Here is a 14,785-nt window from a genome sequence, read left to right as displayed (position 1 = left end):
CTTTCGAAGGGAAGCGTAGAGAAGAATGAAGGATCGCGTAGTACTCGCATACTCCGGCGGACTCGATACCACCGTTGCTATCAGCTGGATTGCCAAGGAGCGCAACGCTGAGGTCGTCTGTGTCTCCATCGACCTGGGCCAGGGCGGCGAGGACATGGAGACCGTCCGCCAGCGTGCACTGGGCGCCGGCGCTGTGGAGTCCATCGTCGTGGATGCCCGCGATGAATTCGCCAACGACTACTGCTTGCCGACGATCAAGGCCAACGGCATGTACATGAAGGAGTACCCGCTGGTCTCCGCTATCTCCCGCCCGCTGATCGTGAAGCACCTGTCCGAGGCTGCTGCTGAGCACGGCGGCACCGCTGTTGCCCACGGTTGCACCGGCAAGGGCAATGACCAGGTTCGTTTCGAGGTCGGCTTCGCCAACACCGCGCCGGACCTGGACATCATCGCCCCGGTTCGTGACTACGCTTGGACCCGTGAAAAGGCCATCGCCTTCGCTGAGGAAAACGGTATCCCGATCGAGCAGTCCAAGAAGTCCCCGTTCTCCATCGACCAGAACGTTTGGGGTCGCGCTGTGGAGACCGGCTTCCTGGAGGACCTGTGGAACGCACCGACCAAGGACGTGTACGCCTACACCGAAGATCCAGGTCTGGGTCAGGCTCCGGACGAGGTCATCATCTCCTTCGAGGCCGGCAAGCCCGTTGCCATTGACGGCAAGAAGGTCACCGTCCTGGAGGCCATTGAGGAGCTGAACCGCCGTGCTGGTGCACAGGGCGTAGGCCGTCTGGATATGGTCGAGGACCGCCTGGTGGGCATCAAGTCCCGCGAGATTTACGAGGCACCGGGTGCCATGACCCTGATCCGCGCTCACGAGGCACTGGAGGCCGTCACGATTGAGCGCGAGCTGGCCCGCTACAAGCGCGGCATCGATGCTGAGTGGTCGAACCAGGTGTACGACGGCCTGTGGTTCAGCCCGCTGAAGCGCTCCCTGGACGCTTTCATTGAGTCCACCCAGAGCCACGTCACCGGCGACATCCGCCTGGTACTGCACGCAGGATCCATCACCGTCAACGGTCGCCGCTCCAGCAAGTCCTTGTACGACTTCAACCTGGCCACCTACGACGAGGGCGACTCCTTCGATCAGTCCATGGCTCGAGGCTTCGTGGAGCTGCACGGCCTGTCCTCCAAGATCGCCTCGAAGCGCGACCTGGCAAACTAACCGCTCAGCAACGGCTAATAGGAAAAGAAAGGCAGCATTTCCAACCATGACCACCGAGGCACACGGCACAAACGAGGGCGCCCTGTGGGGTGGCCGCTTCTCCGGCGGCCCGACCGAGGCGATGGCCGCCCTGTCGAAGTCCACTCACTTCGATTGGGTTTTGGCTCCTTATGACGTGCTGGCCTCGCAGGCTCATGCACGGGTGCTGCACAAGGCCAACCTGCTGAGCGACGAGGATTTCGATACCCTCATCGCCGGTCTACAGAAGTTGGGCGCCGATGTCGCGGACGGTTCGTTCGGACCGGATCCCAGCGACGAGGATGTCCACGGCGCCATGGAACGCGGCCTGATCGATCGCGTCGGCCCCGAGGTCGGCGGTCGACTGCGTGCGGGACGCTCCCGCAATGACCAGGTGGCCACCTTGTTCCGTATGTGGCTACGCGACGCGATCCGCGACATCACCGCTGGTGTCCTGGATGTTGTCGATGCGCTGGTCGCCCAGGCAGACCGCCACCCGGAGGTCATTATGCCGGGCAAGACTCACTTCCAGGCAGCCCAGCCGGTACTCCTGTCTCACCAGCTATTGGCGCATGCACAGCCGCTGTTGCGCGATGTTCAGCGTTTCCAGGATCTCGACAAGCGCCTCGCCGTGTCCCCTTATGGTTCCGGCGCGCTGGCGGGTTCCTCTCTGGCGCTCGACCCGGAGGCCATCGCGCAGGAGCTCGGGTTTGACTCTGCTGCGGATAACTCTATTGACGCCACCAGTTCCCGCGACTTCGCATCTGAGGCGGCCTTTGTGTTTGCCCAGGTGGCAGTGGATCTTTCCCGTCTTGCCGAGGAAATCATCGCCTGGTCCACCCCGGAGTTCGGTTATGTCACGCTTGCCGATGAGTGGTCGACCGGCTCGTCCATCATGCCGCAGAAGAAGAACCCGGATGTGGCTGAGCTTATGCGTGGCAAGACCGGCCGCTTGATCGGTAATGCCACCGGGCTGCTGGCCACGCTGAAGGCCATGCCACTGGCTTATAACCGCGACCTGCAGGAGGATAAGGAGCCAATTGCGGATTCCGTGGCTCAGTTGAACCTGCTGCTGCCCGCTATGGCCGGCCTGGTGGGCACCCTCACTTTCCACCCGGAGCGCCTGCGCGCACTCGCTCCCGCTGGCTTCACCCTGGCTACGGATCTGGCGGAGTGGATGGTGCGTCAGGGTGTTCCGTTCCGCGTTGCTCACGAGGCCTCTGGTTCCTGTGTGCGCATCGCTGAATCTCGCGGTGTGGATCTGGTGGATCTCACTGACGAAGAGTTGGCGGGCGTGCACGAGGCACTGACCCCTGAGGTGCGCGAGGTGCTGACTATCGACGGTGCAGTAGCTTCCCGCTCCACCCGCGGTGGCACCGCGGGTGTGCGCGTGGCAGAGCAAAAGGAGCGCGTACGCGAGGCAGCGAACGAAAACCGCAAGTGGGCCGAGAAGACCCGACTGGTTTAGATCTCTACCCCGTGCTCATTCGCCCCGCCGGGCAGGTTGTGCAAGTGCACACCCTGCCCGGCGGCGTGCTTCTCAAAGCGTTCGACAAAGCTCGCAGAACGCTTCCCCGATGCGCAGTAGATCACGACGTCGGCGTTAGGTTCTTCAGCCCCGATACTGTCAAGGAGTTGTTCCGCCAGCTCCGGCTGTTCGCTCCACACGGAGGTGGGCAGGTGATAGCCAGGGTGGATGGCGAAAGTCGGCAGATCCTTGATGGCTTTCTCTCCCGGTTCACGCACATCAATCGCGACCGCCGTGCCTTTTTCAAGATCGTGTAGCAGCGAAGTTGCCTCTCCCATTTCCGCCTCACTGCTCGACGGCTTCACCGCGCAATCTGACGCTTCTGTAGTCACGATCTTGGTAACCAGCTGCCGTTGAGGATCAGCGGTGACGTTGAAATGCTGAATGCTGGCGCTAAGGGCGTCATAAATATGCAGCTTCCCAACCTGCTGTACGCGCGCGGACGGATCGCGCAGAAACTTGATGGTTTCGGTGGCCATGAGACCGGCGACAACGGAGGTCGTCACTCCCAGCACTCCGGCGGTCGCGCAGTCCGGCACACTGTCGGGATCCGGCTGGCTGGGGTAGAGGTCGCGCATGCCGACACCTCGACCATCCGGTTCTGCGGTAGAACCCGACCACCAGACGGCCACGTCACCGCGATAACGCAGCACGGAACCCCATACCAGGGGAGTGCCGGTGGCCTCGGCGGCATCTGCGGCGAGGAACTTCGTCGCGAAGGTATCGGAGCCGTCGATCAACACGTCCACTCCCTCTAGCAGTTCAGCGGCATTGTCGGCGCCAAAACGCCCATGGAGACCATTAAAACGCAGTCCGGGCTGCAGCTCCCGCAGCCGTTCACCCGCGACGTCCACCTTCGCCCGGCCGACGTCGCTGGCGCCGAACAGGATCTGGCGGTGAATATTGGTGATATCCACCGTGTCATCGTCAATGACGGAGATATGACCGACTCCCGCCGCTGCCAGTGATTGCATCAGCGGGCAACCGAGCCCACCCGCTCCAATCACCAGCACATGCGCCTCGTGTAGGCGCTCCTGTTCCCGCAGTCCGTGGCCGGGAAGGATCGTCTGCCGTGCCACGCGCTTTAACTCCGCTGCGGGCAGTGTTGTGTAATCACTGAGCATTACAGAACCTCGTCAGCCCAGCCATCCCAGCTGGCCAGACCATCGAAGCTGGAGGAAGCAAGTGCGCCCTGCGCGTGCGTACGCTGCGGGATACGCCCCGCTTCGCGTGCCAACCGTCCGGCTTCCACAGCAGCTTTCATGGCCTGTGCCATCGCAACCGGATCCTGGCAGCGATTGACTGCGCTAGCCAGCAGCACCCCTGAGCAGCCCAGCTCCATCGCAAGTGCTGCGTCGGAGGCCGTACCCACGCCTGCGTCCAGCAGCACCGGAACCTGTGCGCGGGAGCAGATCAGTTCAATGTTGTGGGGGTTCAAAATGCCTAGTCCAGTGCCGATCGGGGAGCCCAGCGGCATGACGGCATCCACGCCTACGTCTTCCAGTCGCCTGGCAACCACCGGGTCGTCGCTGGTGTAGGCCAGCACCACAAAGCCCTCGGCCACCAGCATTTCGCAGGCATCCACCAGCTCCACCACGTCCGGCAGTAGTGTGTGGTCATCTGCGATAACTTCCACCTTCACCCAATTGGTTCCCAATGCTTCGCGCGCCAACTGGGCCGTCAACATCGCATCGCGTGCAGTCTGGCACCCGGCGGTATTCGGCAGAACGTCGATATTCAGGCGATTTAGCAGCTCGAATACGCTCTCGCCGCCTCCCGTAGTCTGCGCACTGTGCCGGCGCATCGCCACCGTCGTCAGCTGAGTCCCGCTGGCCACCAGCGCTTCTTCCAACAGCGCTTGGCTGCTGGATCCACCGGTTCCCATGATGAGGTGTGAGTCGAATTCCTTATCCGCGATCTTCAGCATTGTCTTCTCTCTAGCCGCCCTGTACGGCGATCAGGATGTCCACGGCGTCACCTTCCGAAAGTGCGCACCCCCAGTCACTGGCCGGTACGACGGAACGATTGACCGCTACCGCAACTCCCTTTGCACCCTCGACATCAGAAACCTCGCGGCCGGTTTCCGCAGCTACGACCTCGGCTACGGTCGGTGCAGTATCTGCCGACCGCGGCTCGTCATTGACCGTGTAGTTCATGGATTCTCCTTAGATCTTTTTCACAGCGCCTGCGGCTTTGCCTCTAGGCATGTCGCAGTGGCGCGCAGTCGGTCAGGTTAATCTCCGGTTCCAACGTAGGAACCGGCAGGCCCATTCCCAATGCTGCCCCCACTGTAGCCCCCAGTGCGGACAGCAGAATGCCGTGGCGGAAGTAGCCGGTGGAGACCACCAGTTTGTCGTCAACCTTCCCCAGGTAGGGCAGGTCATCCGGCGTGCCCGGTCGTTCGCCGGTGATCGCCTCGATAAACTCGCACTCTTGCAGTCCAGGCACAATCCGGATCGCGTCGCGCAGCAGCGTGTAAACCCCGTCTACCGCCGGGCCTCGGCGCGCGTCTTCCCGGCTGGTTGCGCCCACAGCAATGGTTCCGTCGGTGCGGGGGATGATGTACACCGGTCGATCCTCCACGAACCCCCTGATAACGCGCCCTGCTGGGGAGTCCATTCCTTCGGGTACCCGCAGTCGCAGCATGTCGCCACGCACCGGGCGCAGCTTCAGCGGTGAGTGCTCGCCCTCGTACCAACCATGTACCTGCCCGGCACCTAACCCGTTGCACAGGTACACCATGCCCGCGGTATATGTCGCCCGGTCGGTTGTCACGGTTCCGGCTTGGCCGCCCACGCGGTTCACGCACTCGTCGAAAATGGTTACGCCCATGTTTTGCAGAGCATCCAGCAGTGCCGCGCAGTACATCCGTGGGTTCACTTGATGGTCGCCGGGGATTTCGACCACGCCGGAAAGCTGTGGACTGAGGCCTCTCTCTATCTTCCGCGCTTGGCGGAGTGGCAGCCGCTGCACTTCCATTCCATGCCCGTGCTGGTGATCGGTCAGCTCGGTGAGGTGTCGCGCGTCCGCCCGATCTGCTCCTACCACGAACGTCGATTCTGTTCTGTGTCCGGTGCTGCACGTAGTTTTCTCGCTCAGCCGTTGCAGCAGGTCGTCGTACAAGTTTTTGGACGCCACCATCAGCGGGTATAACGGCTCCTGTTTGTACTGCACTTCGGCCACTGGAGCCAGCATGCCTCCGGCGACGAAAGAAGCCCCACTGATAGGGGCCGGGTCGATCACTGCCACGGTCGCCGGATCTGCCCCGAAGTCCACGAGTTTGAACGCGGTGGATAGGCCGACGATTCCAGCTCCTACCACGATATGGGCATAGCGCTGGGAACTGACGGGACTGGGATTAGTCACGGGTTTTCACTTCTCTCTTAGGGCGGGTTGCAAACGGAGGCGTCATGAAGAAAAACCAGTGAGCACTTGGCAGGCGGTGCTGCGTGGGTCGGGGGAGTTCATAAAGCCCCGCACAATCGCCACGCCAGCAACTCCGGTAGAGGCGAGGTCGCGTGCGTCCTCAGCGCGCACGTCGCCAATGGCAACTACCGGGACGCGCGACGCTTCCACCAGCGCAGGGTAGCCCGCCAGCCCGAGCGGCTCGCGGCCCGACTCCTTCGTCGGGGTGGGGCGGAAAGGTCCGGCACCAATGTAGTCGATCACGTCGGCGTATTCGTTTGCCTGCTGTACGAGTGGCAGGGTGCCGGTGGTGAGCCCGATGATTGCGTTGTCTCCCAGCACAGCGCGTGCCAGGCGCGGGTCGAGGTCATCCTGGCCGATGTGAACACCGTGGATATGGTGATGCCCCATCAGGGCAGCAGCAACGTCCACGCGGTCGTCGATCAAGACCTTGGTAGCTGGGTTGACAGCTGCGACGGCGGCCGCGACCTCAATCGCGAGTGCGGTGAGGTCCCGCACGCTAATGGGCTTGCTACGTACCTGCACAACACCGGCGCCACCGGAGGCTGCTGCTGCGGCCACATCCACCACCTTCTCGTGGGGTGTGCCCGTCACCAGATAGCAACGTAGATCTAGCTGATCTGCGCGCGAGTGCTTAGCGCTCACCTTGCGCTGCCGCCTCCTTCTGCAGATCCTCGGCAACTTCCTTGGCTTCGTCGCGGTTCAGGTACAGCTGGGAGCCCGCGCGGCGGAACTCCTCAGCCATTTCCTCTTCGCCCTCAGCACTCTGTGCTGCGTCGACGCTCTGTCGACCGAAGCCCGGCAGGCCCAGATCCTTGACCAGGGACTGCTTTTGGTCGGTGGCCAGCGCCTCGTCGATCTCGTCGCCGAAGGCATCGCGAATGTCCTGGCTGATGCGCATGGAGCAGAACTTCGGGCCACACATGGAGCAGAAGTGTGCGGTCTTCGCCGGCTCGGCAGGCAGCGTTTCATCGTGGTACGCCTGCGCGGTATCCGGGTCCAGGGAAAGAGCGAACTGGTCGTGCCAGCGGAACTCGAAGCGAGCCTTACTCATAGCATCGTCCCACTCGTGGGCGCCCGGGTGTCCCTTGGCGACATCGGCGGCATGTGCGGAAACCTTGTAGGTGATGACGCCGGTCTTTACGTCGTCCTTGTTCGGCAGACCCAGGTGTTCCTTCGGGGTCACGTAGCACAGCATTGCAGTGCCACCCATGGCGATGTTCGCCGCACCGATGGCAGAGGTGATGTGGTCGTAGCCCGGAGCAATGTCCGTCACCAGTGGTCCCAGAGTGTAGAACGGTGCACCACCGCACCATTCCTGCTCCTTTTCGTTGTTGACCTGCACCATGTTCAGCGGCACGTGACCGGGGCCTTCGACCATGACCTGCACGTCGTACTCCCAAGCGCGGTGGGTGAGCTCACCGATGGTCTTCAGCTCGGCGAACTGGGCGGCGTCGTTGGCGTCCGCAATGGAGCCCGGGCGCAGGCCATCGCCCAAAGAGAATGCGACGTCGTACTTGGCGAAGATCTCACACAGCTCGTCGAAGTTCTCATACAGGAACGACTCCTTGTGGTGCGCCAGGCACCAGCCGGCCATGATGGAACCACCGCGGGAGACGATGCCGGTGACGCGCTTCGTGGTCAGCGGCACGAACGGCAGGCGCACGCCTGCGTGGATCGTCATGTAGTCCACGCCTTGTTCGCACTGCTCAATGACGGTATCGCGGAAGATCTCCCAGGTTAGGTCCTCGGCTACGCCGTCGACCTTCTCAAGTGCCTGGTAGATCGGCACGGTACCGATCGGTACAGGGGAGTTCCGCAGAATCCATTCGCGGGTGGTGTGGATGTCGTTACCGGTGGAAAGATCCATTACGGTATCCGCGCCCCAGCGGGTCGCCCAGCGCAGCTTATCCACTTCCTCGCGAATAGAGGAGGTGACGGCGGAGTTACCGATGTTGGCGTTGATCTTGGTGGTGAAGGCGTTGCCGATAATCATCGGCTCGGACTCCGGGTGGTTGATGTTGTTCGGAATAATGGCCTTACCGGAGGCCACCTGTTCGCGAACCTTCTCTACATCACAGTGCTCACGGAGCGCTACGAACTCCATTTCCGGGGTGATGATTCCCTGGCGGGCATAGTGCATTTGGGTAACACGCTTACCCTCCTTTGCACGCAGCGTGGCGCGGGTAGAACCCTTCCACTCTTCACTGGCCTGTCCGCGCTTGACGGCACGGTTGCCGTCATCCAGTAGGTTGCGACGACGACCGTCGTAGGCCTCCACATCGTCGCGGGCTTCGATCCATTCGCTGCGCAGTCCCTGCAGCCCCTCGGTGGGTTCCGCCCACGGGCCGCGGGTGCGGTAGATCCTCACCGGCTCATTTGGGCCGGTCGGCGAGTCGTCCAATTGGATCTCAGTCTCCGGCACCTGCAGCGTGAAGGTCTTGCCGAAGGATTCCACCGTTTTCTCGATGGGGGAGAAGCTGTGCTTCGGGTGAATCTCCGCGCCGTACTCGTCGGTGGGGGTGATGTTCTGGGTAGACGTATCCGTCATTAAGACTCTCCTGACTCTTCCTTCGCTGGTTCTAACCAGACAGGTTCTAGCGGTACTCGCGCGGGGCTTCAGCGCGATCTCAGCTCGATACCTCGAGCGCCCGTGTTCGGTTGTGCTTTCCACTGTAACGCACCTCTCACAAGCTTGTAGTTTTGCCCTGTCTGCTTGATCGGTTTGGCCTGAAAAGTAGCTGCGTGTGAAATAAGATCAGGCCTATGACGAGCACATTCCCCAGCAGCTTGAACGCCAATGACGGCAAAAAGAGCAGTTCAAAGTTTTTCCTTGTGGTTGTGTTGCTGCTGATAGCAGTAGGTGCTTATGTGGTCGGCTCGGGGAATTTCCCCGGCGGTCTTACCGGATCTGGCGGGAAGTCTTATGACACCAGCAAGCCTTTGAAGATTGTCGCTGCTACAGAGCTGTCGGATATGGAACCGTTTATCGAACAGGCTTCCTCGGACTTGGGGTTCGAGATTGAAATGGAGTACGACAGTGGCACTCTCGTCAACACTCGTAACCTGGTGGATGGTGATTATGGGGATAAGTATGACGCCACCTGGTTTGCAACCAACGCGTTTGCCAGAGCGGAGGGCTCATCCCCGCAGTCCGAAGATCACAGCATTGCCCGTTCGCCGGTAGCTCTGGGGCTCAAACAGGACGCGGTCAATCGCTTGGGGTGGCGGTACAAAGACGTCAAGTGGTCGGATATCGCTGAGGCCGTAAAGCGCGGTGATCTGACGTTCGGCATGACAGATCCGCAGGAATCCAACTCCGGTTTCCTTACTCTTCTTTCGGTCGCCGCGGCACTAAGCAACTCTCCGCAGGGGCAGAAGTTCGATCTTTCGACGGCATTTCTCGACAAGCCACGCATGAAGGACTTCTTCTCCGGGCAGACGATCACTTCCGGATCCTCCGGTTGGCTGCGCGATACCTTCGTAAAGAACCCTGGCAAGGCGGATGGCATCTTTAACTATCAATCCGTTCTGCAATCAATGAAGGAAAACGATGGGGTGGATATTGAGGTAATCGTCCCCGGGGATGCCGCGGGCGCTGCCGATTACCCCCTCTCGGCGCTCACGAAGCCCGGCGAAACGGAGCCTGAGGCGGACACCATAGCGAAGGTCGAAGCCCTAGCCGATTGGTTTAAAGAGCACAGCGAAGAGGTAGGAGAGCGAACCCACCTGATCGTTTCGGGCAAGGACGCGGAAAACAAGGGCTCCCAAAACTACTACGAGTATCCGACATCGAAGGATCACATACGTTCTCTTGTCAGCCTGTATCGGGATGACCTTCGCCGCCCCGCTGACAGCAATTTCCTGCTCGACACGTCCGGCTCGATGCGAGGCAACCGGCTGGCAGATCTGAAGGGCATCCTGAACAGGCTTATCGACGGCACCGCAGGTGAAGACGGTAATCCGAAGGGATTCGGCCGTCGCGAAACGATCACCCTTATGCCTTTCAGTAGCAAGGTTGCCGATGGATACACCCAGGAGCACTACGACCCGGACAGCGCGGAGCAGAGTCGAGGCCTGCGGGATTACGTCAATGGTCTGCAGCCCCGTGGTGAAACTGCGATTTATGACGCCGTGTTGCGCGCCTACGACCGTGTGGGTGAAGGCGGCGGTTCCCTGAATTCGATTGTGCTGATGACCGATGGTGAGTCGAACTCCGGCACGAATCGCCAGGAGTTCATCACCAAGATGAAGCGCAAGATGGCCGAGACTGACCGCAAGATCCCGGTGTTCGTCATCCTCTATGGGGAGGCCAGCGAGGAGGAGATGAACTTCCTGGCGGACTTCACCGGTGGCAAGGTTTTCAACGCTCGTAGCGGTGATCTGTCTAAGGCGTTCGAAGAGATCCGCAGTTACCAGTAGGCCGCAATCAGTAAGACAGGGTAGGAAAGAAACCATGAACTCCAAGTACTTTCCGAAAATCGTTGCTGGGCTTGTCGTTTTCGTCGCGATCGTGGGCTTGCATGCTGCGGTGGATCTAGGATCTCTGTGGATCGTCGTGGCGGGAGCCCTCGCCGGTGCTGCTGGGATGCTCATGCCGGAAGGACAGGAACAAAAGTCGCTAGAGGGGAAGCCAATCCAGGATGGGAAGCACTCTCTGGAAAAGAAACGGCACGAACCTTTTAGTAAACCAGCTCCCGCGTTCTATGAGGTTCCTACCGAGTCCCTACAGGGCATCCGCACCCACTCTAAGCATCTCAAAGAATCCGTGCGCGTCTCCGGCCAGCAGCGCCAAGAGTTCTACGCGGATCTCGATCATTTCTACAGCACGTGCAAGGACGTTGTGCACGAGTGGGATCACTTGGCTGCGGATCCGCCGCAAGAGAACAAGGTTCGCCGCATTTTGGACGTCTATTTCCCAGAGACCTGCCGAATTCTTGATGACATGCCGACTGCAACGCATAACCAGGCCGTTGAGGATTTCCGTGCTTCGCTGGCAGTTTTGCAATCGGAAATGGACAAAGTCCACCAAGCGATCATGCAAGATAACCTCCAAGAGCTGAAGGACAATCGCACATTCCTAGAACTAGAATTCGGCGTGCTACGGAAGCCCGAGGAATGAGTATAAATCAATTAGGTTTCAAGATAATGCATCGGTTAGCGCACAAATAGAGTTGAAGAAATGACTAATGCTTTCTCCAAAAAGACCGCCAGTATTCTCCTCGTATTTATCCTTGTTGTGTTTTTTGTGGCTGTGGGGACTGTAGCCAAAAAACGTGATGGAGGAGAAGATGAGCGCCCGCTGCGGATAGTGATGGCGAATGACATTCCATTCAGTCCGTTCCTGTGGGTGGAAGCGAAGCGTGACTACGGAATGCAAGTCGAGATTGACCGCGGGGGAGACACAGTTGAGCTTTCCCGGAAGATTGCTAATGGGGAGCTAGGGGATGAGTACGATGCAGTCTGGTTGGCGACTAACTCCTATGTGAACCTGCAAAACAATGAGGCGCTCGGAGAGAGCTACGGGTTGGCTTCGGATACGTTGGGGCTCGCATTAAGGAGCAAAGACCTGGATCGTTTGGGATGGCGGAAGAAGCAAGTTACGTGGAACGATGTCCGGGAAGCGGTCACAAGGGGAGACCTAACTTTTGGTATGGCAGATCCGGGCAAATCCAACCTGGGGATGCAGTCTCTGATCGGCATACTATACAAGATCGGGGGCTTGCAATCAGATGACTTAGCAGAAGAGGTTGCAGGTAAAGTTCATCCTCAATTGAAGAAGTTTTTCGGCGCTCAGGTGCTTTTAAGCGATACTTCTGATGAATTGTATGACAGATTCTCTGCTACAGATGATGTTGCTCAAGCAGTTTTCGCGTTTTCTTCTGATGAGAAACTTTTAAGGGATAACGGAGAAATTACCTTTGTTATCCCCGCTGACAGGATCGGGTTTAACGACTTTCCGATTTCGGTGATCAAGAATCCAGATGACGAAGAAGCTGAGGCTTCTGCTCATGCTAAGACGAAAGCCTTCGCTGATTGGATCACTCAACATGGCAACGAACTCCGGGATAAAATACGAGTTGAATTGGGCGACTCACCTGGGCAACGCCGTGCTGATACAACCACTCATAAGCTCCCTAGCTCCAAGCAGGAGTTCGATAACACATTGCGCTTTTATCGGGAGGAGCTGCTTCGCCCCAGAGACATCAACCTGCTAGTCGACGTTTCCGCTTCCATGCAAGGGGAAAACCTTAGGGAAGTAAAGAAGGACGTACTCGATTTGCTTGGTGAACAAGCGGGGGTCGATGGCAGAGCGGTAAATATCACAACATCCAGTACATCCTCGAGCAAAGCGTTCACCCAAAAGGACTATTCCTCAGATGATCCAAAGCATGCACGCGCTCTAAAGGATTACGTAGACCGTATGGCGCCCGGCAAGAGGCCAATATCTATTACCAGCTGTACAGGGAATACCTGCGAATTCCGCGAAGAGGAAACTTGATTCAAGGACAGTCAATAGTCTTGCTGACTAGTGGAGCACCTGCCAAAGGTGTGGACTATGCGGAATGGTCGCACGAACTGAGGGACAGGGAGCGCAAGGAGGGGGTAATTTTCCCCGTATACATCGTCCATTACGGCAATGAAAACGCAGAGGACATGCAGCGTCTTGCTGAAGAGACCGGCGGTGAAGTCTTTAAGGCCAAAGAGGGCGGCCTGGCCACTGCCCTGGACAGGGCCAGTAAGTATTGGGCTACGTAGGGGGCGTCACTAAGAGAGTAGCCCAAGCCACCAGCTAGACTGGGCAACATGATTGACCAGAAGCTCCTAGAGATCCTCGCGTGCCCCATCGACAAGCAGCCGCTGGAGGATCACGGTGACTATTTGGTGAACCCCCGCCTGAGTAAGGCCTATCCGGTGCAGGATGGTATCCCGGTGCTGCTGGTCGAAGAAGCTCAAGACTGGCCGGTCAAGTAACCCCGTCAAGTAGCAACGCATAAAAGAGGAACGAGAACGAATACGCATGAGTGACAACAAGAACATCATTGACGAGTTGCAGTGGCGCGGCCTGATTAATCAGTCCACGGACCTGGAGGCGTTGAAGGAGGCCACGCAGGATCCCATCACGCTGTACTGCGGGTTCGACCCGACGGGTAGCTCCCTGCACGCGGGCCACCTGGTGCCGCTGATTATGCTGAAGCGCTTTCAGCAGTTCGGCCACCGCCCGATCACCCTGGCCGGCGGCGCGACGGGCATGATCGGCGACCCACGCGACGTGGGCGAACGCTCCATGCTCTCCGAGGATCAGATCGGTGAGAACATGGTGGCCATCAAGAAGCAGCTGGAGGCATTCGTCGATTTCACCGGCGAAAACGACGTGGACAGCCCGGCCGTGATGGTTAACAACGCTGACTGGATCAGCCAGATGAACGTCATTGAGTACCTGCGCGATGTCGGCAAGAACTTCTCGCTGAACACCATGCTGGACCGCGATACCGTGAAGCGCCGCTTGGAATCGGATGGCATTTCCTACACCGAGTTTTCCTACATGCTGCTGCAGGCTAACGACTACGTGCACCTGCACAACGAGTACGACTGCGTGCTGCAGATCGGCGGTGGCGACCAGTGGGGCAACATCGTTTCTGGTGTGGATCTGAACCGCCGCGTGAACGGTGCCAAGGTACACGGCCTGACCGTGCCGCTGGTCACCGATGCGGAGGGCAACAAGTTCGGCAAGTCCACCGGCGGTGGCAAGCTGTGGCTGGATCCGCAGCTTACCAGCCCGTACTCCTGGTACCAGTACTTCATTAACGCTGGTGATTCCGTGGTGATTGATTACCTGCGTTGGTTCACCTTCCTTTCCCAGGAGGAGATCGCGGAGCTGGAGCGCAAGGTCGCCGAGGAGCCCTTCAAGCGCGAGGCGCAGCGAGTTCTGGCCCGCGAGATGACCACTCTGGTGCACGGCGCTGCTGCCACCGAGGCCGTGGAGTTGGCCGCCCAGGCGCTGTTCGGCAAGGCTGAGCTGCAGGATCTGGACGAGGCCACCCTATCTTCCGCACTGCAGGAAACCGAGGTTGCCGAGGTCGGTCCCGATGTCACCATCCTGGACCTACTCGTCGAGTCCGGTCTGGAGAAGTCCAAGGGTGCCGCCCGCCGTACCGTCGGGGAGGGTGGCGCTTACGTGAACAACCAGCGCATCGAGGACATCGAATGGTCCCCGTCCGCCGACGATCTGCTGCACGGATCGTGGCTGGTGCTTCGCAAGGGCAAGAAGCGTTTCGCCGGTGCGCGTGTTGGGGCTTCTTCATAGTGACGCCACGCCACACGGCCTATAACGGCTAAAGCGATCCCTTGGTAGTTGCGTTTTTGCGCTTCTACCAGGGGATTTGTGTGTTTGTTGGGGCGGGTGTACATTAAATCAAGTCGCCGAGAGCGAGCAGGACAAAGATTCTGACTTAGACGATCGGTGTGCGTAGGTTGTTTGAGAACTCAATAGCGTGATGAACCAAGTTTAGATACTTTGTTGACCAACCTTTGTGTTGATTCTGATGCATTGTATGTCTTTTGCTTTGTGACTTGTTTCAGCTTCTCGT

The 14,785-nt window shown here is 59.3% G+C and carries 14 protein-coding genes; 8 read left to right on the top strand and 6 right to left on the bottom strand.

Annotated features, from left to right (window positions below; translation table 11 throughout):
* The first annotated feature begins 25 nt into the window (after window positions 1–25).
* On the top strand, window positions 26–1,222 hold the full coding sequence (locus tag ACUY2T_RS09055; RefSeq protein WP_293791954.1) for an argininosuccinate synthase: 1,197 nt from the start codon (window positions 26–28) through the stop codon (window positions 1,220–1,222).
* A 46-nt stretch (window positions 1,223–1,268) separates the two neighbouring features.
* Window positions 1,269–2,708 (top strand): argininosuccinate lyase, encoded by a 1,440-nt coding sequence (argH, locus tag ACUY2T_RS09050; RefSeq protein ID WP_448308335.1) that lies wholly within the window; start codon window positions 1,269–1,271, stop codon window positions 2,706–2,708.
* On the opposite strand, the gene ACUY2T_RS09045 is transcribed toward argH, so the two are convergent.
* The 6 genes from ACUY2T_RS09045 to thiC are packed head-to-tail and all read right to left on the bottom strand — an operon-like array spanning window position 2,705 to window position 8,745.
* Window positions 2,705–3,892, bottom strand: coding sequence for a ThiF family adenylyltransferase (locus ACUY2T_RS09045; RefSeq protein WP_448308334.1), 1,188 nt, complete (start codon window positions 3,890–3,892; stop codon window positions 2,705–2,707). The genes argH and ACUY2T_RS09045 overlap by 4 nt on opposite strands.
* Window positions 3,892–4,695, bottom strand: a complete 804-nt coding sequence (locus ACUY2T_RS09040) for a thiazole synthase (protein WP_293791951.1) — start codon at window positions 4,693–4,695, stop codon at window positions 3,892–3,894. Before ACUY2T_RS09040 ends, ACUY2T_RS09045 begins: the two co-directional genes overlap by 1 nt.
* A gap of 10 nt (window positions 4,696–4,705) precedes the next feature.
* Window positions 4,706–4,924: a sulfur carrier protein ThiS gene (thiS, locus tag ACUY2T_RS09035; RefSeq protein WP_448308333.1), complete on the bottom strand. Its 219-nt coding sequence runs from the start codon at window positions 4,922–4,924 to the stop codon at window positions 4,706–4,708.
* Between the two features lie 43 nt (window positions 4,925–4,967).
* Complete coding sequence (thiO, locus tag ACUY2T_RS09030; RefSeq protein ID WP_448308332.1) at window positions 4,968–6,134, bottom strand: glycine oxidase ThiO; 1,167 nt, start codon at window positions 6,132–6,134, stop codon at window positions 4,968–4,970.
* A 42-nt stretch (window positions 6,135–6,176) separates the two neighbouring features.
* Complete coding sequence (locus ACUY2T_RS09025) at window positions 6,177–6,839, bottom strand: thiamine phosphate synthase (protein ID WP_448308331.1); 663 nt, start codon at window positions 6,837–6,839, stop codon at window positions 6,177–6,179.
* A complete protein-coding gene (gene thiC / locus ACUY2T_RS09020; RefSeq protein WP_293791946.1) occupies window positions 6,829–8,745 on the bottom strand; it encodes a phosphomethylpyrimidine synthase ThiC in 1,917 nt (638 codons plus the stop codon). The genes ACUY2T_RS09025 and thiC overlap by 11 nt, the downstream gene beginning before the upstream one ends.
* 215 nt (window positions 8,746–8,960) lie before the next feature.
* Between thiC and ACUY2T_RS09015 the strand changes: the two genes are divergently transcribed.
* From ACUY2T_RS09015 to tyrS, 6 genes are read left to right on the top strand one after another with little or no spacing between them, the layout of a single operon-like run.
* The gene (locus ACUY2T_RS09015; protein ID WP_408925789.1) at window positions 8,961–10,616 is read left to right on the top strand and encodes a vWA domain-containing protein; all 1,656 of its coding nucleotides are present in this window, start codon (window positions 8,961–8,963) and stop codon (window positions 10,614–10,616) included.
* Between the two features lie 34 nt (window positions 10,617–10,650).
* Entirely contained in the window at window positions 10,651–11,316 is a 666-nt protein-coding gene (locus ACUY2T_RS09010; protein ID WP_035002562.1) for a hypothetical protein, read from the top strand.
* 60 nt (window positions 11,317–11,376) lie between these two features.
* Window positions 11,377–12,696 (top strand): hypothetical protein, encoded by a 1,320-nt coding sequence (locus ACUY2T_RS09005; RefSeq protein WP_448308330.1) that lies wholly within the window; start codon window positions 11,377–11,379, stop codon window positions 12,694–12,696.
* Between the two features lie 20 nt (window positions 12,697–12,716).
* The gene (locus tag ACUY2T_RS09000) at window positions 12,717–12,953 is read left to right on the top strand and encodes a hypothetical protein (protein ID WP_448308329.1); all 237 of its coding nucleotides are present in this window, start codon (window positions 12,717–12,719) and stop codon (window positions 12,951–12,953) included.
* Between the two features lie 48 nt (window positions 12,954–13,001).
* The gene (locus ACUY2T_RS08995) at window positions 13,002–13,169 is read left to right on the top strand and encodes a Trm112 family protein (protein ID WP_408925787.1); all 168 of its coding nucleotides are present in this window, start codon (window positions 13,002–13,004) and stop codon (window positions 13,167–13,169) included.
* Between the two features lie 46 nt (window positions 13,170–13,215).
* Window positions 13,216–14,502, top strand: a complete 1,287-nt coding sequence (gene tyrS, locus ACUY2T_RS08990; protein WP_448308328.1) for a tyrosine--tRNA ligase — start codon at window positions 13,216–13,218, stop codon at window positions 14,500–14,502.
* Window positions 14,503–14,785 lie beyond the last annotated feature (283 nt).

Source organism: Corynebacterium sp. 22-2729 (genome assembly GCF_053479475.1).
Note: the sequence above shows the minus strand (reverse complement) of the source record. Positions and strands in the feature narration are given on the sequence as shown.

Excerpts from the sequence above, each read along its gene's own strand:
- ACUY2T_RS09045 (WP_448308334.1), bottom strand. The coding sequence starts at position 3,892 with ATGCTCAGTGATTACACAACACTGCCCGCAGCGGAGTTAAAGCGCGTG.
- argH (WP_448308335.1), top strand. The coding sequence starts at position 1,269 with ATGACCACCGAGGCACACGGCACAAACGAGGGCGCCCTGTGGGGTGGC.
- thiS (WP_448308333.1), bottom strand. The coding sequence starts at position 4,924 with ATGAACTACACGGTCAATGACGAGCCGCGGTCGGCAGATACTGCACCG.
- ACUY2T_RS08995 (WP_408925787.1), top strand. The coding sequence starts at position 13,002 with ATGATTGACCAGAAGCTCCTAGAGATCCTCGCGTGCCCCATCGACAAG.
- thiC (WP_293791946.1), bottom strand. The coding sequence starts at position 8,745 with ATGACGGATACGTCTACCCAGAACATCACCCCCACCGACGAGTACGGC.
- ACUY2T_RS09010 (WP_035002562.1), top strand. The coding sequence starts at position 10,651 with ATGAACTCCAAGTACTTTCCGAAAATCGTTGCTGGGCTTGTCGTTTTC.
- ACUY2T_RS09055 (WP_293791954.1), top strand. The coding sequence starts at position 26 with ATGAAGGATCGCGTAGTACTCGCATACTCCGGCGGACTCGATACCACC.
- ACUY2T_RS09015 (WP_408925789.1), top strand. The coding sequence starts at position 8,961 with ATGACGAGCACATTCCCCAGCAGCTTGAACGCCAATGACGGCAAAAAG.
- ACUY2T_RS09040 (WP_293791951.1), bottom strand. The coding sequence starts at position 4,695 with ATGCTGAAGATCGCGGATAAGGAATTCGACTCACACCTCATCATGGGA.
- tyrS (WP_448308328.1), top strand. The coding sequence starts at position 13,216 with ATGAGTGACAACAAGAACATCATTGACGAGTTGCAGTGGCGCGGCCTG.
- ACUY2T_RS09005 (WP_448308330.1), top strand. The coding sequence starts at position 11,377 with ATGACTAATGCTTTCTCCAAAAAGACCGCCAGTATTCTCCTCGTATTT.